Genomic DNA, 20,038 nt, shown 5'->3' with positions numbered 1-20,038 from the left:
GCGGCTCGGGCCGGTTTCTTGAGCGCGCGACGTCACATTTTTTCGAGGTCCACGCTGCGCTGCGGTTTGCAGCCGATGGTTGCGAAAGCAAGCAATGCCAACGGTTTTGCCATGCGGTGGCGAATGGGTCGTGGATACGCGTCCGTATCGGTGCCGACCGACATCACGTTTTTCCATGAAACGTTCAGACGCCGACAAACAAAAACGCCCCCGTCATCAACGGGGGCGTTCCAGCCGGCCAACGGCCGGCGCTACCGGGCTGTTTTTACGCCGCCTGCGGTACGCGCAGCGAGCGCACCAGGCCGCCGATGTCGACGATCAGTGCCACGCGTCCATCACCCAGGATCGTGGCGCCGGACACGCCACCGATGCGCCGGTAGTTGTTCTCGATGTTCTTCACCACGACCTGCTGCTGGCCGACCAGTTCGTCCACTTCCAGCGCGATCTTCTGGCCGTCGCCTTCGACCACCACCACCAGCGAGTCGTCGCTGGCGCGGCGGCCGTAGCCGTAGTACTCGCTCAGCGACAGGATCGGCAGGTATTCACCGCGCACGCGCAGGACGCGGCCTTCGCCGGCCATCGACCGCACGTCTTCGGCCTGTGGCTGCAGCGCTTCGAGCACGTAGGCCAGGGGCAGGATCAGGGTTTCGCCGGCCACCGACACGGTCATGCCGTCGAGGATGGCCAGGGTCAGTGGCAGGCGGATCAGCACGCGGGTGCCGTTGCCGGTGCGGCTTTCCAGCTGCACTTCGCCGCCCAGCGCCTGGATGTTGCGGCGGACCACGTCCATGCCCACGCCACGCCCGGAAAGATCGGTGACCGCATCGGCGGTGGAGAAGCCGGGCTGGAAGATCAGGTCCCAGACCTGCGCGTCGGTGGGGTTGTCCGGCACGGCCAGGCCGCGCTCGTGCGCCTTGGCGAGGATCTTGTCGCGGTTCAAGCCGCGGCCGTCGTCGCTGACTTCGATCACGATGTGGCCGCCCTGGTGCGATGCCGCCAGGGTGATCGTGCCGGTCTCGTCCTTGCCGGCGTCGCGGCGGACGTCGGGCATTTCCAGGCCGTGGTCGATCGAGTTGCGCACCAGGTGGACCAGCGGGTCGGCGATCTTTTCGATCAGGCCCTTGTCCAGTTCGGTGCCTTCACCGATCGTGCGCAGGCGCACCTGCTTGCCCAGGCGCGAGGAGAGGTCGCGGACCAGGCGCGGGAAGCGCCGGAACACGGCGTCCACCGGCAGCATGCGCACGCCGATCACCGCTTCCTGCAGGTCGCGGGTATTGCGTTCCAGCAGGTCCAGGCCGGCGAACAGCTGTTCGGCGTGGACCGGGTCCAGGGCGTTGGAGACCTGCTTGAGCATGGCCTGGGTGATGACCAGTTCGCCGACCAGGTTGATCAGCGCATCGACCTTTTCCACCGCCACGCGGATCGAGCTTTCCGCTTCCTGCGCGGCGGCCGGGGCACTGGCGGCCGCAGGCGCGGCGGTTGCGGGTGCGGCCACGGCGGCAGGCGCTGCAGTCGGGGCGCTGGTGGCCAGGCTCGGCGGTGCGGCCGGGCGGATGTCCAGTTCGCAGTCGTCCACGACCCAGGCGAAGGTGTCTTCGATCTTGCTGCGCGGGACCTTGCCGACCAGGCCCAGGTCCCAGGCCAGGTGGGCCTCGAGCGGGTCGAGCTGGTCGAAGCCGGGCAGGCGCTCCATTCGCGCGGCGACCTGCAGCGAGCCCAGGTGTTCCAGTTCGCGGATGATCCGCAGCGGATCGTTGCCGCTCATGAACAGCGACGGTGCCGGCACGAAGCCGATCTGCCACGCTTCGGGGGTGTCGTCGACCTTGGCTGCTGCCGGTGCCGCGGTAGCGGCGGCCTGGCCGGACAGGACCGCTTCCAGCCGCGCCTTGATCGCGGACACCGCCTGCGGGTCGGCCGGCTGGCCGTGTTCGGCTTCGCGCAGCAGGGCGCGCAGCACGTCCACCGAGGACAGCATCGCATCGACCGCGGTGGCTTCCAGCGCGCGCTTGCCGGCGCGCAGCTCATCCAGCAGCGTTTCCAGCACGTGGGTCAGCGCGGCGATGGCGTCGAAGCCGAAGGTACCGGCGCCGCCCTTGATCGAGTGCGCGGCGCGGAACACCGAGTTGATGATTTCCGGATCCTGCTGGCCCGATTCCAGTGCCAGCAGCCCGGCTTCCATGGCGTCCAGGCCTTCGCGGCTTTCCTCGAAGAAGGTGGCGTGGAAGCGTTGCAGGTCCATGCTCATGGCAGTTCGGGTCCGGTTACCAAAGGGGAAGGAAGGGGCGGGGCGGGATCAGCCCAGGACTTTCTGGACGGTGGCGACCAGCTGTTCCGGGTTGAACGGCTTGACCAGCCAACCGGTGGCGCCGGCGGCCTTGCCTTCGGACTTCTTGTCGGCGGCGGACTCGGTGGTCAGCATCAGCATCGGGGTGAACTTGTAGTCCGGCAGCTGGCGCAGTTCGCGGATCAGCGAGATGCCGTCCATGTTCGGCATGTTCACGTCGGTCACCACCGCGTTGAAGCGCTGGCCCTTGGCGCGCCCGAGCGCGACCGCGCCGTCTTCGGCTTCTTCGACGGAGAAGCCGGCCGAGGTGAGGGCGAAGGAAACCATCTGGCGCATCGACGCCGAGTCGTCCACCACCAAGATACGTGCGCTCATGCCGCGTTCTCCACAGATTTCAGGTTGTCATGGGTTGCATCCAGGCCCAGGGCCTGGGTGACGCCGAGCAGTCGCGCGGCGTCGCGGAAGGTGCTGGTGCAGCCCTCGAATGCGGTCGGGTTGCCGGCCTGGCGGCGGGCTTCGACGAACGCGCACAGGACCTGCACCGACGCGGTATGGATACGGCCGACCTGGCTGGCGTCCAGCGTCAGGTCGCCGCCCTGGTCCACCAAGGGGGCCAGGCGTGTTTTGAGCTCGGTGCTGCTCTCGATTCCGAGATCATCACCCAGGGCCACAGTGCTCATCGTTGCTCCGGACAAACGGTTCCAAGGTCAATAACGGCTTGAATTCCGAAACCTTTAGGGGGGGTATTGTTCCGATGCTGCCGGACATGCCGCGGACACGCATGGCGTGTCCCTACACTGCGGCGACGTAGCGACACGCCATGCATGTCCCACGCACGGCCGGCCACATTCCTAATTCAACAGCTGGGTGGCATCCAGCAGGATCATCGGCTGCGCGGTGACCCGCGCCACCCCCCGGAACAGGTCGTTGGAGATCTGGCAGATGCGGGCGGTGTCGGGCGGCTCGATCTGCGAATCGGTCAGGTTGGCCACGTCTTCCACGGCCGACACGCGCAGGCCCATGGTTTCGCCGTTCTCTTCCAGCACCACGATGCGCGTGTTGGCGTCGTCCTGGGCCGGACCGGCACCCAGGTGGATGCCCAGGTCCATCACCGGCACCACCTGGCCGCGCAGGTTCATGATGCCCAGCATGGCCGAGGCGGTGCCGCGCAGCGGCAGCAGCGGTACCGGCAGCACCACTTCCTGAACCTTCAACAGCTCCAGCGCATAGGCCTGTGCACCGCAGCGCAGGCGCAGCCAGCGCGAGGCGCGCTCGCTGGCGCGGCGGTCGCTGCGCGGGCTGGAGGCGGGGTTGCGGGCCTGGGCCTGGAGTTCCTGCCAGCTGCTGGGGCGGCCGGACGGCGCCGGCGTCGGCGACGCTGCGACGCTGCGCGCAACCGGTCTCGGCACGACCGGCGCTGGCGCAGCGACCGGCGCCGGTGCGGCGACCGGGGCGGGCACCGGCGCGGCGACGCGCACAGGCTCGGAAGCAACGACGGGTGCCGGCGTCGCGGCGACAGGCGCGCTGGGCTGAAGCTCCTCGGCGGGCAGGTCGTCCCAGCCCGGCCGCGCGTCTCCGACCGGGCCCAGGGCGGGATCGTTGAGCAGTTCGTCGAGCAGTGCCAGGTTGGCTGGCGCGCCAGGCGAGGTTGGGGTGTCGAAGGCGGCGGCGACGGGCGCTGCGCTCACCGGACCCAGGGCGGGATCGTTGAACAGCTCATCCAGCAGTGCCAGGTTGGCCGGTGCGCCCGGTGAGGTGGGGGTGTCGAACCCGGTGGGCGCCTGGGCCGCCGCGAACTCGGCACGGATGGCGTCGGCAACGCCGACGCCGTCTTCGTCGTCGGCGCGGGCGGCCACGACCGGCGCGTCCGGCACCGCGTCGCCCAGCAGTTCCACCAGATAGTCGTCGAGTACGCCGGTGCTGCTCATGCGGCGCGCTCCATCTGCTGCGCGTCGTCGGCGCGGATCCAGTCCAGGGCGCGGCGGTAGGCGAGCAGGCCGCGGCCGGGATAGTCGTCGGAGGTGAGCGGCACGGTCAGGCTGGCGGCGTTGCAGATGCGGGTGTCGACCGGGATCGCGTCTTCCCAGACCCGCTGGCCGTGGCGGTCCTGCATCAGCTTCAGGGTTTCGTTGCCGGCGCGGGTACGGCGGTCGAACAGGGTCGGCAGGATCGACATCGGCAGCGGACGGCGGCGCGAACGCTCGACCATCTCACCGGTGCGGACCATGCCATCCAGCCCGTGCAAGGCCAGCGGTTCGGCCTGGGTGGGGATGATCAGGCGGTCGGCCGCGGCCAGTGCGTTGATCATCAGCAGGCCAAGGGTCGGCGCGCAGTCGAGCAGGATGTAGTCGTGCTGGTCCTGGTGGCGGGCCATGGCGTTCTGCAGGGCCAGGCCCAGCCCGGGCTGGTTGGCGCTGCGGCGCTCCAGCGTGGCCAGCGCGGCCTGTGCGCAGATGTAGTCCAGGCCCGGCACGTCACTGTGGTGGGCGAGCGCGCCCAGTTCCGCCGGCGGGGTGCCGAACAGTTCCAGCACGCCGGCCGGCGGCGGGTCCAGCGGTACGTTGAACGCGCGGGTCAGCGACGAATGCGGATCCAGGTCGATCAGCAGCACGCGGTGGCCCAGCGTGGCCAGGCCGCGGCCCAGCGCGAGGGTCGTGGTGGTCTTGCCCACGCCGCCTTTCTGGTTGGCGATTGCCCAGATACGCATCGGTTCACTCCTTCATTGCGGGGGGAACGGCGGCGCCAACGCGGCTGCCGGCCGGCACCGGTGGCAGCTGCACCGGCGCGAGGGGGGAAACAGGGGAGGGGGCGGCCGGCGTCGAGGCCGGCGCGGCGCTCGTTTCGGCGGTGAGCTGCGGACCCAGCGGGTCCACGCCCTGTGCGGTATCGGCCAGGATGATCACCATGACCCGGCGGTTGCGGTTGCGACCCTGCGCGCTGGCGTTGTCTTCGCGCGGACGGAACTGGCCGTAGCCGACCATCGCCAGCCGTGCCGGCTGCACGCCCTGGTCGGCGAACAGGTGTACCACGCTCGCCGCGCGCGCCGCCGACAGTTCCCAGTTCGACGGGAACAGCGCGGTGGCGATCGGCACGTCGTCGGTGTGGCCTTCCACGCGCACCCCATTGGGGGCGTCGTGCAGCACCTGGGCCAGCGAGGACAGGGTGTCGCGCGCATGCACGTCGAGCGTGGCCGAGCCGGTGGTGAACAGGATGTCGCTGTTGATCTCCACTTCGATCCACAGCTCGGTGCGGCGCACGGTGATCATGCCGCGGTCGATCAGCGGCGCCAGCGTGGCGGTGAGGCGGTCGGCGATGCCGTTGAGCTGGCGTTCGGCGCGCTGCAGCTGTTCCTGGTTGTGCACCGAGACCGGCATGCGCATCTGCGAGGCCATCGCCGGCAGCAGGGTGGGGTCGTTGCTTGGCGAAGGTGCCGACGGGCCCACGCGGTTGCCGGCCTTGATCACAGAGGGACTGTCCCAGCCGCCGCCCTGCACCTGCTGGTTGCCGACCTGGACCGGGTTGATCGTGCGCGGCGCGCCACCGAACGCGGTGGTGAGCGCGTCGGCCATGACCCGGTATTTGCCTTCGTTGAGCGACGAGATGGCGTACATCACCACGAAGAAGGCAAGCAGCAGGGTCATGAGGTCGGCGTACGGGATCGCCCAGGCCTCATGGTTGGCATGCTCTTCGTGGGCCTTGCGCCGGGCCATGTCAGTGCAGGAACCCGGACAGGTTGGTTTCGATGTTGCGCGGGTTTTCGCCCTGCGCGATCGAGATCAGGCCTTCGATGATCATTTCGCGGTCGCGGCTGTTGTGGTGGATCACGCTCTTGAGCTTGGCCGACACCGGCAGGAACAGCAGGTTGGCCGAGCCGATGCCGTAAATCGTGGCGGTGAACGCGGCAGCGATGCCGTGGCCGAGCTTGCTCGGGTCGGCGAGGTTCTTCATCACCGCGATCAGGCCCAGTACGGCGCCGATGATGCCCAGCGTGGGCGCATAGATGCCCATGCCTTCGAACACCTTGGACGCGGCCAGGTCCCGGCTTTCCTGGCTGCTGAGTTCGATTTCCATCATGTGGCGGATGGTTTCCGGCTCCACGCCGTCGACCAGCAGCTGCAGGCCCTTGCGCAGGAAGGGGTCGTCCTGGGCGTCGACCTGCGCTTCCAGGCCGAGCAGGCCCTGGCGGCGGGCGATGTTGCTCCATTCCACGATCTGGCGGATCAGCTCGGCGCGGTCGCTGCTCGGCGGGCGTACCACCCAGCTGACGATCTTGAAGGCGTGCTTGAACACCGCCGGGGAGGTGTGCAGCAGGATCGCGGCAATGGTGCCGACGATGACGATCACGAAAGCGGCAGGGGACCACAGCGACGCCAGCCCGGCACCCTTGAGGATGCTGCCGCCGACCAGCGAGGCCAGGGCGAGGAAAAGTCCAATGAGGCTGAGTCTGTCCATTGTTCCGTTATCGGCGCGCGTGGGGGGGTCTTGAGGTGGGGGGGGGGCGGCGGTTCAGCCACGCGGGTTGTTCAGCCGGGCAGAGCCCGGCTCTACGGCGTAGCGCCGGGCTCTGCCCGGCTGCGTTCAGCGCAGGCCGTCCACGTCGAGGATCAGCGACATGCGCCCGTCGCCGATCAGGGTGGCGCCGGCGTAGCCGCGCAGCCCGCGCAGGGCCTTGGGCAGTGGCTTGATCACCACTTCCTCGCGGCCGCGCACCTGGTCCACGACCAGGCCGAAACGCGCTTCGCCGGCCTGCAGCACCACGATGGTGAGCAGCGAGGAGGCGGCCGGTTCCACGTCCAGCCAATGGCGCAGGTCGACCAGCGGCAGGGTGTGCGAGCGGCGGTCCAGCACGGCGCGGCCGTCGAACCAGCCCAGCGAGGTGTTCGGTGCATGCAGCACCTCCATCACGCGGGCCAGCGGCAGCGCGTAGATGTCCTCGCCGGCCTGGACCAGCAGGGTCGGCAGGATCGCCAGGGTCAGCGGCACCCGGATCAGGAAACGGCTGCCCCGGCCCAGTTCGGACTGGATCTGGATCTGCCCGCTCAGCTCGCGGATGCGCGACTGCACCACGTCCATGCCGACGCCGCGGCCGGAAATGTCGGTGACTTCCTGCTTGGTCGAGAACCCGGGCAGGAACACCAGGTGCAGGCACTCCTCGCTGCTCAGCCGGGCGGCGGCTTCGGGGTCGATCAGGCCCTTCTCGCGGGCCTTGGCGCGCAGCCGCTCGGGGTCGATGCCGGCGCCGTCGTCCTGCACTTCGATGCTGACGTAGTCGCCTTCCTGCTGTGCCGACAGGCGCACGTTGCCGCTGCGGGTCTTGCCCTGCGCTTCGCGCAGGTCGGGCATTTCGATGCCGTGGTCGATCGCATTGCGCACCAGGTGCACCAGCGGGTCGGCCAGTGCTTCGACCAGGTTGCGGTCCAGCTCGGTTTCCGCGCCGACCAGTTCCAGCTCCACTTCCTTCTTCAGGTTGCGGGCCACGTCGCGGGCCACTTTGGGGAAGCGCGAGAACACCTTGCCGACCGGCTGCATGCGGGTGCGCATCACCGCCGACTGCAGGCGCGCGGTGGCGATGTCCAGGGTCGACACGGCACGGTCGAGTTCTTCGTCGTGCAGGCGTGCACGCAGGGTCTTGAGCCGGTTGCGCGACAGCACCAGTTCGCCGATCAGGTTGACGATGGCGTCCAGGCGCTTGGTGTCCACGCGCACGGTGTGTTCGGCTTCGGCCACCGGCTTGTTGGCGGCCGGCTTGGCTGCAGCCGGTGCCTGTGCCGGAGCCGGGCGAGGTGCCGGCGCGGGCGCGGCTGCCTGCAGCGCGCCGGGGGCGGCGCCTCCATGCAGCTGGTCGAGCAGTGCTTCGAATTCGTCTTCGCCGATCAGCCCGTCGTCGGCCTTTTTCGTGGGCGTCACGGCGGTGGGTGCGGCGCCGCCGTGCAGGGTGTCGAGCAGCGCTTCGAACTCGTCGTCGGTGATCAGGTCGGGGTTGGCCGGGGTGGCGGCCGCCACCGCTGCGGGCACGGCCGGGCCGTTGACGTCGAACTGCGCGATCAGCGCCGGCGGCGCGTAGCCCGGCTCGGTGCCGGCGGCCACCGAATCCAGCATCGACTGCAGGTAGTCCAGCGACTGCTGCGCGGCATCGAAGTGATGCGCCTGCAGCACGGCCTGGCCGGAACGGGCCATGCCCAGGGTTTCCTCGGCGGCGTGGCACAGTTCCACCATCGCCTGGATGCCGAGGAAGCCGGCACCGCCCTTGAGGGTGTGGAAGCCGCGGAACACCGCGTTGAGCTGGTCGCTGTCCTGGGGCGACTGCTCCAGCGACACCAGCTGTTCGCCGAGGCGATCCAGGATCTCCTGGGCCTCGAGGATGAAGTCTGCAGCAATGTCGTCCGGAACAGCACTCATGGTTTCAAAGCCCCAAATCGGAAAGCAGGTCGTCGGCGTCCACCTGCGACACCTGGTGGCGGTCCAGGCCGGTCACGGCCGGGCCGGCCAGGCCGTTGTCGCGCTGGCGTGCGGCGGCCTCGTCCGGCGGCGGCAGGCCAAGCGCACCGAAGCCTTCGTGCACGCGGCGCACGATCCCCACCACGCGGCGGATGATCTGCCCGGTCAGATCCTGGTAGCTCTGAGTGAGCGCGATCTCGGTGAGGTTGTGGCGGATGCGGTCCAGCTGCTGGTCCTGATCCGGGCTGAGCCCGTTAGCACGCAGCTGCTCGGTGAGCGCACGGCATTCCTCGGCCAGGTCCAAGGTGCGGTGGGTGGCCTGTTCGGTCATCGCCACCACGTGGTCCAGGCGTGCGCAGGCATCATCCAGCTCGCCGGCTTCGCTGGGCAGGGTAGGCAGTTCGCCCAGCGCCTGGCCCAGTTCGCGCGCAAGCCGGTTGAGGCCGGCCATCATCGGCTGGGTGCGCAGTGCGGCCAGCGCGTCGATTTCCCGGCGCCAGCCGGCTTCGTCGCCGCTTTCCAGCGCGGCCAGGGCATCCTGCAGGCGCTGCACCAGCGCCGATTTGTCGCGAAGCGTTTCCATCAGGCGCTCGCCGCCAGGCGCTCGAAGATCTTGCCGAGCTTCTCTTCCAGGGTCTGCGCGGTGAACGGCTTGATGATGTAGCCGTTCACGCCGGACTGGGCGGCTTCGATGATCTGCTCGCGCTTGGCTTCGGCGGTGACCATCAGCACCGGCAGGGTCTTGAGCTTGGCGTCGGCTCGGATCGCCTTGAGCAGGTCGATGCCGGTCATCACCGGCATGTTCCAGTCGGTGACCACGAAATCGAACGGCTGGCTCTGCAGCAGGGCCAGCGCGGCATGCCCGTCCTCGGCTTCGGCCGTATTGGTGAAGCCCAGATCGCCCAGCAGGTTCTTGACGATACGACGCATGGTCGAGAAGTCGTCGACGATCAGGATACGCATGTTCTTGTTCAAAGCACTTTCCTCGGTATCAGTTGTTTTCGAGGCCGGCGTCGGCCGCCTCGAAGATCTTGAGTCGGCCACGCAGGCGCAGCACTGCCTGGCCATGGATCTGGCAGACCCGGGACTCGCTGACCCCGAGCACCGCGCCGATCTCCTTCAGGTTCAGTTCCTGCTCGTAGTACAGCGACAGCACCAGCTGTTCGCGCTCGGGCAGCAGGCCGATCGCATGGCCCAGTTCGCGGCCGAACTCGCCGCGCTCCAGCACCTGCTGCGGGGTCGGGCCGCCCTGGGCCACGGTGTCCAGCTCGCCCTGGTCTTCGATCCGCGATTCCAGGCTCAGCACCTGGCCACGTGCGGCGTCTTCCATCAGGCGCAGGTAGTCGGGCAGCGGCATGTCCATCGCCGCGGCCACTTCGGTGGCGCTGGCGGCGCGGCCGGTGCTCTGCTCCAGGCGGCGGATGGTGGAGGCGGCATCTCGGGCGCGGCGGTGCACCGACCGCGGCACCCAGTCGCCACGGCGGATCTCGTCGATCATCGAACCGCGGATGCGGATCGAGGCGTAGGTTTCGAACGAGGCGCCCTGGTCGGCGTCGTAGCTGCGCGAGGCCTCGATCAGGCCCATCATGCCGGCCTGGATCAGGTCGTCCACTTCAACGCTGGCCGGCAGGCGCGCGGCCAGGTGGTGGGCAATGCGCCGGACCAGGTCCGAGTGCTGGGCAATGCACTCGTTGGCGGCGGCGCGTTGCACCTCCTTGTATTGTGCGGCGCCTTTCATGCGGCCACCCCGCGTTGCTTGAGGATGCGCTCCAGGAAGAACTCGACCCCGCCGCGCGGCTCGGTGGGGGCCTGCCAGCGTGCGGTGCGGCGGGCGATCTCGGCGATCGCCTGCGCGGCCGGGCTGGACGGATAGGCCTTCACCACCGGCTGCTGGCGCTGCACCGACAGGCGCAGCCAGTCGTCCTGCGGCACGCAGCCCAGGTAGTTCAGCGACACGTCGGCCAGGAACTTCTCGCACACCCGGCTGAGCTTTTCGTACAGCACGCGGCCTTCGTTGGGATCGCGCACCATGTTGGCCACGACCTGGATGCGGTCCACGCCGCGCTCGCGCGAGAGCACCTTGATCAGCGCGTAGGCGTCGGTGATCGAAGCCGGTTCGTCGCAGACCACCACCACGGTGTCCTGCGCGGCCTGGCAGAAGGTCAGCACGCCGTCGGTGATGCCGGCAGCGGTGTCCACCACCATGAAGTCCAGCTCGCGTTCCAGTTCGGAGAACACGTTGACCAGGCCCACGTGCTCGGCCGGCTGCAGCTCGGCCATGTGCCGGCGGCCCGACGCGGCCGGGACCACCAGCACGCCGTTGGGGCCTTCCAGGATCACCTCGTCCAGGGTGCAGCGCCCGGCGACCAGGTCGGCCAGGGTCAGCTTGGGCTGCAGGCCCAGGATCACGTCGATGTTGGCCAGGCCGAGGTCGGCGTCCAGCAGCAGCGTGCGCTTGCCCATGCCGGCCAGCGCCACGGCCAGGTTGGCCGACACGTTGGTCTTGCCCACGCCGCCCTTGCCGCCGGTCACGGCGATGGTGCGCACCGGGCCGAGCGGCTGGCTGCGGGTGGCCGACAACGGGAAGGTCCTGGTCAGGTTTTCATACTCACGCGACGGCATGGTTCAACTCCGGGTTGCAGGGCATATCGGCCGCGCGGCGCAAATCTTCAAGGCGAAGTACAAGATTGGCCGCACTGGCCCGGTGCAGGTCTTCGGGAACGTCCTGGCCGTCGGTGACCCAGGTGATCGGCAGGCGGTGGTCGACCGCCACCGACAGCGCGGTGCCGAAGCGGCCGGTCTCGTCGAGCTTGCTCAGCACCACGCCCTGCGGGTTGGCGGCGCTGAAGCGGCGGACCACTTCGTCCATGTCGCTGAAGCTGGTGTTGGCCGGCAGTACCAGCAGGGTGCGGACCTGCCCGGCGGCGCGCAGCCACTGCAGCTGGGCGGCCAGGGCGCGGTCGCGCGGGCCCAGGCCGGCGGTGTCGATCAGCACCAGCTTGTAGTCCTTCAGGCGTTCCAGCAGCTGCGCCAGGTCGCTGCCGCTGTTGGCTTCGTGCACCGCGATGCCGAGCTGGCGGCCGAAGCCGTACAGCTGTTCGCGGGCGCCGATGCGGGCGGTGTCGGTGGTGACCAGGGCGACGTCGCGGGCGGCATGCGCTTCGGCGAAGCGCGAGGCCAGCTTTGCAATGGTGGTGGTCTTGCCGGCACCGGTCGGGCCGACCAGGGCGATCACCCCACCGGCTTCCAGCGGGTCGACCGGGGCGATCGGCAGCTTCTTCGACAGCAGCCCCAGCATGAGGCCACGGCCACGGTGGGCTTCGGTGTCCAGCGGAATCTGCAGGGCCACGTCGCGGCAGATGCCGGCGTCGAAGCCGTACTCGTCCATCAGGTCCAGCGCGGCGGCGCGCACGGCCGAACCGCGCAGGCGCTCGTCGGTGAAGCGGTTCATCTCGCGCTCGATGACATGGCGCATGCCGGCCACTTCATGGCGCAGCTGGCGCAGCTCTTCGTCGTCGCGGACCAGGGTCAGCGTGGGCGGGGTGGCGGGGGTAACCGGTGCCGGCGCGGCCTCCACGACCTCGGCGACCGCCGTCGGTTCGTCGGCGGCCTGGAGCGGCGGCAGCGCCGGCGCCGCGACCGGTACGGCGGGCGACGCCGGGACGACCGGTGCGGCGGTTTCGATCATCGCGACCGGCGCCGGCGGGGCGAACACCGCCGAGTCGTCGATCGCCATGGCCGGGCTCAGCGGGGCGGCCACCACCGGCACGGTTTCCCACAGCGGGGCCAGCGGCGCGTCGAGCGGTGCGCGCTGCATCTGCTGCGGCGGCATCTGCGGCAGCTGCGGCAGCTGCGGCGGCAGGCTGCGGCCGGCCGGGGCATGCATTTCAAACAGCGGGGCATCGTCCAGCGGCGGGTCGATGATGAAGCGGGCGCGGTTGGCGGGGGCAGTGGGGGTGGCGCGGACCGGAGACGGTGCGTCTTCGATCACTGGCCGGGCAGAGCCCGGCGCTACCTCGTGGCTCTGCCGGGCAGGGCCCGGCGCTGCGTCGTGGGCGGCGGCCTGTTCGACGTTGAACGGGGCGAAGATCTGTTCCGGCAGGGCATCGGCGCGGGCCGGCTGCACCGCAGCCCGGGCCAGGGTCGCCGCAAAACCGGCGCTGCCCCGCGGCGGTACGATTTCGTTGGCGGTATCCAGGGTGCGGCCGGTGGCACCGACCGCGGCGCGGGCAAGGGCGGCCACGGCCGAGGTGGTGGCGGCCACCGGTTCCGGCGCGGCCAGCGGTGCCTTGCGGCGGGTGACCGCAGCGATCACCGCATCGGCGGCATTGCGCGGGCGCGGGGCCGGCGGCGGCGGGGCCACGTCCTTGCGCGCCGCTTCCAGCGCACGCTGCACCGCGCCTTCGTCATAGTTCGCCGCGGCCACGATCTCCACGCCTTCCTCGATCCGGCGATTGGACAGGATCACGGCATCCGGACCGTGTTCCTTGCGCACCAGGTTCATGGCCGAGCGCATATCGGGAGCGACGAAGCGTTTGATTTTCATGCTGTGGTACCGGGACTGGGGCTGGGGGGTGGAAGGGAAGCGCTGGTTGTCGGTGGTCTGCACGGTCCGGGGTTCCCTTCTTGTCCTGCTGCGGTGAATACGAAATGGGGGTGTCTGTTTTCTGACGCGTTGCTGTCGGAGTTCCGGCTCAGCTGATCGTGCCGACCAGCTTCAGCCGCTTGTCCTCGGGCACCTCGCTGTAGGCCAGCACGGACAGCGACGGAACGCTGTGGCGTACCAGCCGTGCCAGCGCGGCACGTACCGGACCGGGCACCAACACCACCGCGGGCTCGTTCTTCGCTTCCTGCTTGCCGACACATTCGGCCAGGCTCTGGTGCAGTCGCTCGGCGAGTCCGGGTTCCAGCGCGGCGCCGTTGCCCTGGGTGGACTCCTGCAAGACACGTTCCAATTGCGGGTTGAGGGTGAACACCGGCAGCTCCGCCGACATCCCGGCGATCTCCTGCACGATGAAACGGCCCAGTGCGTTGCGCACGGCGGCGGTCAGCACGCCCGGGTCCTGGCTCATCGGCGCGTGCTCCACCAGCGACTCGGCGATCTTGCGCAGCTGGCGCACCGGGATGCGCTCGATCAGCAGGTTCTGCAGCACCCGCACCACCACCGACAGCGGCAGCGCCTTCGGGGTGAGGTCTTCGACCAGCTTGGGCGCGCTCTTGGCCAGGTTGGCCAGCAGCTGCTGGACCTCTTCGTGGCCGAGCAGTTCCGGGGCGTGTTCGCGGATCAGGTGCGAGAGGTGGGTGGCGACCACGGTGGCCGGGTCGACCACCGTGTATCCCATGGATTCGGCGTGGGCGCGCTGGTGCGGCTGGATCCAGGTGGCGTCCAGGCCGAACGCGGGGTCCTTGCCGGCGATGCCTTCCAGCGCGCCGAGCGCGCTGCCCGGGTCCAGCGCCAGTTCGCGGTCGGGGTGGATCTCGGCGGTGGCCACCGGCACGCCGTGGATCAGCAGGCGATACGCGGTGGCACCCAGTTCCAGGTTGTCGCGGATGTGCACCGAGGGAATCAGGAAGCCGATGTCGTGGGTGAGCTTGCGGCGCACGCCCTTGATCCGCGCCATCAGCTCGCCGCCCTGGTTCTTGTCCACCAGCGGGATCAGCCGGTAGCCCACTTCCAGGCCCAGCGGGTCGACCGGGCGCAGCTCGTCCCAGGTCAGTTCGGCGGTGGGCGAGGGGGTGCCTGCGGGCAGGCCGAGCGCGGTGCCGGGGCCGGCCGCGGCCGGGGCGGCGGCGGCGCGTTCAGCCGCGGTGCTCTTCTTCCACAGCTTCCAGGCGATGAAGCCGATGATGGCACCCAGCGTCAAGAAGGCGACGTTGGGCATGCCCGGCACCAGGCCCACCAGGATCAGGATGAAGGCGGTAATGCTCAGCGCGCGGTGCTGGCCGAAGGCCTGGCCCATCATGGCCTGGGCCATGTCCTGCGAGCGCGAGGCGCGGGTGACCAGCATCGCCACCGCCGAGGACACCAGCAGGGCGGGCAACTGCGCCACCAGGCCGTCACCGATCGAGAGCAGGGTATAGGTAGCCGCGGCTTCGCCGAACGGCATGCCGTGCTGGAGCACGCCCACCGCCAGCCCGCCCAGCAGGTTGATGAACAGGATCAGGATGCCGGCGATGGCGTCGCCGCGGATGAACTTGCTGGCGCCGTCCATCGCACCGTAGAAGTCGGCTTCCTCGCGGACTTCTTCGCGGCGGACCTTGGCTTCCTCGCGCGTCAGCAAACCGGCGTTGAGGTCGGCGTCGATCGCCATCTGCTTGCCGGGCATGGCGTCGAGGATGAAGCGCGCGGTCACTTCGGAGACGCGGCCGGCGCCCTTGGTGATCACCACGAAATTGATGATGGTCAGGATCGCGAAGACCACGATGCCTACCGCGTAGTTGCCGCCGATCACGAATTCGCCGAAGGCGGCGATCACCTTGCCGGCGGCTTCGTGGCCGTTCTGGCCGTTGAGCAGGATCACGCGGGTGGAGGCGACGTTCAGCGCCAGCCGCAGCATGGTGGTGATCAGCAGCACGATCGGGAAGATGGTGAAGTCCAGCGGACGCCTGACGTACACCACCGCCAGCAGCACCATCAGCGAGATAGCGATGTTGAAGGTGAACAGCGCGTCCAGCACCGGCGCGGCCAGCGGTACCACCACCATGGCCAGCAGGGCCAGCACGATCAGCGGGGCGCCGAGGCCCTGGCGGATCATGTCCAGGGCGCGTCGGGTGTTCATGCCGGCAGGCTGGGCGCTCATGGGCGGCCTCCCTTGCCGAACTCATCGATGTCCACGTTCGGCGCCGCGGGCATCGGCCCGCCCTGCCAGGTACGCAGCTGGTAGACGTAGGACAGCACCTGGGCAACGGCCGAATACAGTCTCACGGGGATTTCCTTTCCAAGTTGACCTTCCCGATACAAGGCGCGTGCCAAAGGCGGCGCCGAGACGATGGCGACCTTGTTGCCGTCGGCCACTTCACGGATGCGCAGGGCGGTTTCGTCCACGCCCAAGGCCACCACCGTGGGGGCGCCCATTTTTCCACCGTCGTACTTGAGGGCCACCGCGTAGTGGGTCGGGTTGACCACCACCACATCGGCGCTGGGCACCGCTTCCATCATCTGGCGATTGGCCAGCTGGTGCTGCATCTGCCGGATCCGGCCCTTCATTTCGGGGCTGCCCTCGCTCTCCTTCATTTCCCGGCGCAGCTCTTCACGGGTCATCTTCAGCTTGCGCATCCAGTTCCAGCGCTGGTACGGGGCGTCGATGGCGGCCAGCAGCATCATCGCGCCGCCGGTGGCCAGCATCAGCTTCAGGGTGAAGCCCAGGCCGTTGACCATCGCCGCTTCCAGCGGCTGGTGGATCAGGTCGCGCAGGGAGCGGATGCCGTGCCAGACCACCAGCCCGGCGGCAGCGCCGACGAACAGGATGCGCAGCAGCGACTTGATGAACTCGGCGATGGCTTCGGGCCCGTACAGGCGCTTCATGCCGGCCATCGGGCTGAGCCGGTTGAGCTGGGGCATCAGCGATTTGTTCGACCAGCGCAGCCCGCCCATCGCCACCGGCGCCAGGAAGCTGGCCAGCAGGCAGATCAGCAGCAGCGGCCACATCGCCAGCATCAGCTGCAGGAACAGGTGGCCGAAGTGGCTGAACAGCCCCTGCGGCTCGAACCGCAGTCCGGGCTCGGGACTCAGCGCGGCCTTCATCCATTCCCTGCTGCCGCTGGCCATGCTGCCGGAAAACGCCATCAGCGCCAGCACCGAGGCGCCGAACACCGCGGCGGTGGCCAGCTCACGCGAACGCGGGATGTTGCCCTCTTCACGGGCATCGCGCAGGCGTTTTTCGGTAGGTTGTTCGGTTTTTTCGCCGGCTTCTTCGTTTTCGGACATCGGGGCAGGGCACCACGGGGGTTATCCGGGGTGGTGCAAGAACCGTTCCGGAACGCGGGGATGTACGTGCGGTCGATTGGAATGCGACCCTACCAACCCCGTCATTGCCACGGATGCCGATGTCGCCCCTCCTGTTCTGCCTGGTCCTGTTCGCCGGGTTCCTGCACGCCAGCTGGAACGCCGTGGTCAAGCGCGGGAGCGACACCCTGTTGACCACGATCCTGGTCACCGGCACGGCGGCGCTGATCGCCGCGATCTGCCTGCCCTTCGCCCGCCCGCCCGATCCGCGCAGCTGGCCGTGGCTGGCCGCCTCGACGGTGCTGCAGGCGGGGTACTACGTGCTGGTGGCGCGCACCTATCAGCGGACCGACATGAGTGCGGCCTACCCGGTGATGCGGGGCTGCGCGCCGATCGTGGTGGCGGTATTGGCGGCACTGTTGTGGGGTGAATCGCTGCCGGTCGCGGCGTGGCTGGCCATCGCGTTGATCTGTGCCGGGATACTGTCGATGGCGCACGGACTGGTGCGCCGACAGCTGGGGCTTCCGTTGACCAACGCCGGGGTGATTGCCACCTACACGCTGGTGGACGCCTGGGGCGCACGCCAGTCGGGATCGCCGGTCGCCTATACGCTGTGGCTGTTCCTGCTCTCGGGCCTGCCGCTTCCGCTCTGGGCATTGTGGAGGCGCCGGCCGCAGCTGCTGGCCTACGCCCGGTCGAACTGGCAGTACGGTCTCGTGGGCGGCGTGGGTACGCTGAGTGCCTATGGGCTGGCGCTGTGGGCAATGACCCAGGCGCCGGTGGCGATGGTCTCAGCACTGCGTGAAACCTCCATCGTGTTCGCGATGATGATTTCGGCCTGGGTGCTGCGCGAACGCGTACCGAGGCGCCGTTGGATGGCCGCCGGGCTGATCGTCAGCGGGGTCGCGATCCTGCGCTTCGCGTAAGCGTCCCGGTATCGCGCGCGAGCGACGTAGGGAACATGGACGGTGCGCAGCCACGCAGGGCGTGGCTCTACGGGGTGGTCGGCGCAACGCCACGACGGCGGGTAGAGCCACGCCCTGCGTGGCTGGGCATCAATCCAGGAAATGCCCGTAGAGCCACGCCCTGCGTGGCTGGCGCATCAGTCCAGGAAACGCCCGTAGAGCCACGCCCTGCGTGGCTGGCACCTCAATCCAGGAAATGCCCGCCGCCGAGGGTGTTCAGCTCCGGGGCCAACGACATGCGCGGGCGGGGCAGGTCGTGCAGCTGCATGAAACGCTCCGGGTCGACCGGGCGGCCGAGCAGGTAGCCCTGCAGGAAGTCGCAGCCGAGCCGCTCCAGGTACGAGCGCTGGCCGGCCGTTTCCACTCCTTCGGCGACGATGTCCATGTCCAGTGCGTGACCCAGGGCGACGATGGCCGAGACGATCACCACGTCTTCGGAGCTGTTTTCCAGGTCGCGGATGAAGGCGTGGTCGATCTTGATCTCGGTGGCCGGCAGCCGCTTGAGGTAGAGCAGGCTGGAGTACCCGGTGCCGAAGTCGTCGATGGAAATGCCCACGCCCAGCCGCGCCAGCGACTGCAGCAGGCGCAGGCTGGTGTCGGTATCGCGCATCACCGCGCTTTCGGTGATCTCCAGCACCAGCCGGCGCGGCTCGACCCGATGCCTCTCCAGCGCGTCGCTGACCTCCTGCAGCAGGTTGGGTGAACCGAACTGGATCGGCGACAGGTTTATCGACACCGACCAGCTGTCGTGGCCGGCGTCGTGCCAGCGCCGCACCTGCTGGCAGGCTTCGTTGAGGACCCAGCGGCCGAGGTCGTTGATCACCCCGCTGCGTTCGGCCAGGCGGATGAAGCGGTCGGGCGGAATCAGCCCGTGCTCGGGGTGCTGCCAGCGCAGCAGCGCTTCTGCGCCGCACACCTGGTGGGTGCTGACCCGGACCTTGGGCTGGTACTGCAGGAACAGCTGCTTCAACTCGACCGCACGGCGCAGGTCGGCCAGCAGGCGGAACTGCTGTTCGGCGCTGTCGCTCATCCACGCGGCAAACACTACGTAGGCGTTGCGGCCGGCTTCCTTGGCCTGGTACATCGCCGCGTCGGCATAGCCCATCAGCTGGCGCTCGCTGGCCGCGTGGTCGGGGCAGATGGCGATGCCGATGCTGGCGGTGATCTGCAGGTCGTGGCTGGGCACCAGGTTGCCCTTGCCGATCGCCTGCAGGATGCGGTTGGCCACCGCGGCCACGTCCTCGTCGTTCTCGATGGCCACCACCAGCACGAACTCGTCACCGCCCAGGCGCGCCAGCACGTCGGTCGGGCGCAGCAGTTGGCGGGTGCGGGCGGCCACCGCCACCAGCAGCGAGTCGCCGGTCTGGTGGCCATAGGCATCGTTGACCTGCTTGAATCCGTCCAGGTCCATGAACATCACTGCGAAGCGACCGCCGCGCAGCTCGGCATCGACCAGTGCCTGGTCGATATGCTGCTGCAGCAGCAGGCGGTTGGGCAGGTGGGTCAGTGGGTCGTGCAGCGCGGCCTGGCTGAGTTCGGCCTCGGCGTCGTCCAGCGAGCTGCGCAGGCGCTGGTTGCGCAGCCGCAGCAGCTGGGCCTGCTGGCGCTGGTCCAGCCAAGACACCAGCAGCACCACGGCCAGGATCGCGATGGTCAGCACCATCACCAGCGCGGCCAGCCACTGGGTCTGCAGGCCATCGCCGGCGGCGGCGCCGCAGATGCTGTTGGCGGGGAAGCGTGCGGCGGCCATGCCGGTGTAGTGCATGCCGACGATGGCGGTACCGAGCAGCACCGCGGGCACGATCCGGTGGTGCAGCCGGGTGTCGTTGTGGCGCAGGCGGAAGGCCACGAACAGCGCCACCCACGAGGCGGCAACCGCGACCAGCACCGACAAGGTGAACCAACCGGCGTGGTACTCGATGCCGGGCCGCATCAGCATCGCCGCCATGCCGATGTAGTGCATGCTGGCAATGCCGCAGCCCATCAGGACCGCGCCCAGCGCAAGCCGCGAATGCGGCAGGGTGGGCCGCGAAACCAGCCACAGCGCGAAGATCGATGAGGCCACCGCGGCGAGCAGCGATACCGCGGTCAGCGGCAGGTCGTAGCCCAGTGGGATCGGCAGGCGGAACGCCAGCATGCCGATGAAGTGCATGGACCAGATGCCCAGGCCCATGGCGCAACCGCCGCCCAGCAGCCACAGCACGCTGATGCGCGGGGACGGGGCGGTGGTGACCCGGTTGGCCATGTCCAGCGCGGTGAACGACGCGAGGATGGCGACCACCAGCGAGACCACGACCAACCACGGGGTGTAACTGCCGATCAGCATGCTGACTCTCCCTGGCTCAGGCAGCAGACAAATTTGTCTGGCTCGCGCGCTGCGATGCCGACTACTGCTCCGGCACGTTC

At 69.0% G+C, this 20,038-nt stretch carries 18 protein-coding genes; 1 reads left to right on the top strand and 17 read right to left on the bottom strand.

The annotated features are described in order from the left end of the window. Positions 1-32 precede the first annotated feature (32 nt). The 16 genes from FSZ13_RS18685 to flhB form a co-directional block, all read right to left on the bottom strand. Positions 33-164 (bottom strand): hypothetical protein, encoded by a 132-nt coding sequence (locus FSZ13_RS18685; protein WP_260844066.1) that lies wholly within the window; start codon positions 162-164, stop codon positions 33-35. A gap of 101 nt (positions 165-265) precedes the next feature. Next, the gene (locus FSZ13_RS01975; protein WP_145477751.1) at positions 266-2,245 is read right to left on the bottom strand and encodes a chemotaxis protein CheA; all 1,980 of its coding nucleotides are present in this window, start codon (positions 2,243-2,245) and stop codon (positions 266-268) included. 48 nt (positions 2,246-2,293) lie between these two features. Continuing rightward, the gene (locus FSZ13_RS01970) at positions 2,294-2,659 is read right to left on the bottom strand and encodes a response regulator (protein WP_038688521.1); all 366 of its coding nucleotides are present in this window, start codon (positions 2,657-2,659) and stop codon (positions 2,294-2,296) included. Then, a complete protein-coding gene (locus FSZ13_RS01965) occupies positions 2,656-2,964 on the bottom strand; it encodes an STAS domain-containing protein (protein WP_145477750.1) in 309 nt (102 codons plus the stop codon). The genes FSZ13_RS01970 and FSZ13_RS01965 overlap by 4 nt, the downstream gene beginning before the upstream one ends. Positions 2,965-3,135: 171 nt before the next feature. Next, complete coding sequence (locus FSZ13_RS01960) at positions 3,136-4,212, bottom strand: chemotaxis protein CheW (RefSeq protein ID WP_145477749.1); 1,077 nt, start codon at positions 4,210-4,212, stop codon at positions 3,136-3,138. Then, positions 4,209-4,991, bottom strand: coding sequence for a ParA family protein (locus tag FSZ13_RS01955; protein WP_145477748.1), 783 nt, complete (start codon positions 4,989-4,991; stop codon positions 4,209-4,211). The genes FSZ13_RS01960 and FSZ13_RS01955 overlap by 4 nt, the downstream gene beginning before the upstream one ends. Before the next feature lie 4 nt (positions 4,992-4,995). After that, a complete protein-coding gene (gene motD / locus FSZ13_RS01950; RefSeq protein WP_145477747.1) occupies positions 4,996-5,994 on the bottom strand; it encodes a flagellar motor protein MotD in 999 nt (332 codons plus the stop codon). A gap of 1 nt (position 5,995) precedes the next feature. After that, positions 5,996-6,736 (bottom strand): flagellar motor protein, encoded by a 741-nt coding sequence (locus tag FSZ13_RS01945; protein WP_145477746.1) that lies wholly within the window; start codon positions 6,734-6,736, stop codon positions 5,996-5,998. A gap of 126 nt (positions 6,737-6,862) precedes the next feature. Continuing rightward, positions 6,863-8,683 carry a chemotaxis protein CheA gene (locus FSZ13_RS01940; RefSeq protein WP_145477745.1) on the bottom strand — a complete coding sequence of 607 codons (1,821 nt, stop codon included), beginning with the start codon at positions 8,681-8,683 and terminating at the stop codon, positions 6,863-6,865. A 4-nt stretch (positions 8,684-8,687) separates the two neighbouring features. Then, the gene (locus tag FSZ13_RS01935) at positions 8,688-9,305 is read right to left on the bottom strand and encodes a protein phosphatase CheZ (protein ID WP_145477744.1); all 618 of its coding nucleotides are present in this window, start codon (positions 9,303-9,305) and stop codon (positions 8,688-8,690) included. Further along, entirely contained in the window at positions 9,305-9,697 is a 393-nt protein-coding gene (cheY, locus tag FSZ13_RS01930; RefSeq protein ID WP_017357461.1) for a chemotaxis response regulator CheY, read from the bottom strand. Before cheY ends, FSZ13_RS01935 begins: the two co-directional genes overlap by 1 nt. 16 nt (positions 9,698-9,713) lie before the next feature. After that, entirely contained in the window at positions 9,714-10,460 is a 747-nt protein-coding gene (locus tag FSZ13_RS01925) for an RNA polymerase sigma factor FliA (RefSeq protein ID WP_145477743.1), read from the bottom strand. Then, positions 10,457-11,344 (bottom strand): MinD/ParA family ATP-binding protein, encoded by an 888-nt coding sequence (locus tag FSZ13_RS01920; RefSeq protein ID WP_145477742.1) that lies wholly within the window; start codon positions 11,342-11,344, stop codon positions 10,457-10,459. Before FSZ13_RS01920 ends, FSZ13_RS01925 begins: the two co-directional genes overlap by 4 nt. Continuing rightward, a complete protein-coding gene (locus FSZ13_RS01915) occupies positions 11,331-13,268 on the bottom strand; it encodes an AAA family ATPase (RefSeq protein ID WP_260844065.1) in 1,938 nt (645 codons plus the stop codon). The genes FSZ13_RS01920 and FSZ13_RS01915 overlap by 14 nt, the downstream gene beginning before the upstream one ends. A 148-nt stretch (positions 13,269-13,416) precedes the next feature. Beyond that, positions 13,417-15,522, bottom strand: coding sequence for a flagellar biosynthesis protein FlhA (gene flhA, locus FSZ13_RS01910; RefSeq protein ID WP_145477741.1), 2,106 nt, complete (start codon positions 15,520-15,522; stop codon positions 13,417-13,419). Next, positions 15,519-16,649 (bottom strand): flagellar biosynthesis protein FlhB, encoded by a 1,131-nt coding sequence (gene flhB, locus FSZ13_RS01905; protein WP_145477740.1) that lies wholly within the window; start codon positions 16,647-16,649, stop codon positions 15,519-15,521. The genes flhA and flhB overlap by 4 nt, the downstream gene beginning before the upstream one ends. A gap of 113 nt (positions 16,650-16,762) precedes the next feature. Here flhB and FSZ13_RS01900 point away from each other — a divergent pair, with 113 nt between their 5' ends. Beyond that, positions 16,763-17,593, top strand: a complete 831-nt coding sequence (locus tag FSZ13_RS01900; protein WP_145477739.1) for a DMT family transporter — start codon at positions 16,763-16,765, stop codon at positions 17,591-17,593. Between the two features lie 223 nt (positions 17,594-17,816). Here FSZ13_RS01900 and FSZ13_RS01895 read toward each other — a convergent pair whose 3' ends face one another. Beyond that, a complete protein-coding gene (locus FSZ13_RS01895; RefSeq protein ID WP_145477738.1) occupies positions 17,817-19,958 on the bottom strand; it encodes a putative bifunctional diguanylate cyclase/phosphodiesterase in 2,142 nt (713 codons plus the stop codon). Between the last annotated feature and the right edge of the window lie 80 nt (positions 19,959-20,038).

It is taken from the genome of Stenotrophomonas rhizophila, from assembly GCF_007667275.1.
GTDB classification, from domain to species: Bacteria; Pseudomonadota; Gammaproteobacteria; order Xanthomonadales; family Xanthomonadaceae; genus Stenotrophomonas; species Stenotrophomonas maltophilia_AE.
The sequence above is the reverse complement of the archived record's forward strand: the minus strand, read 5'-3'. Positions and strand labels throughout refer to the sequence as shown.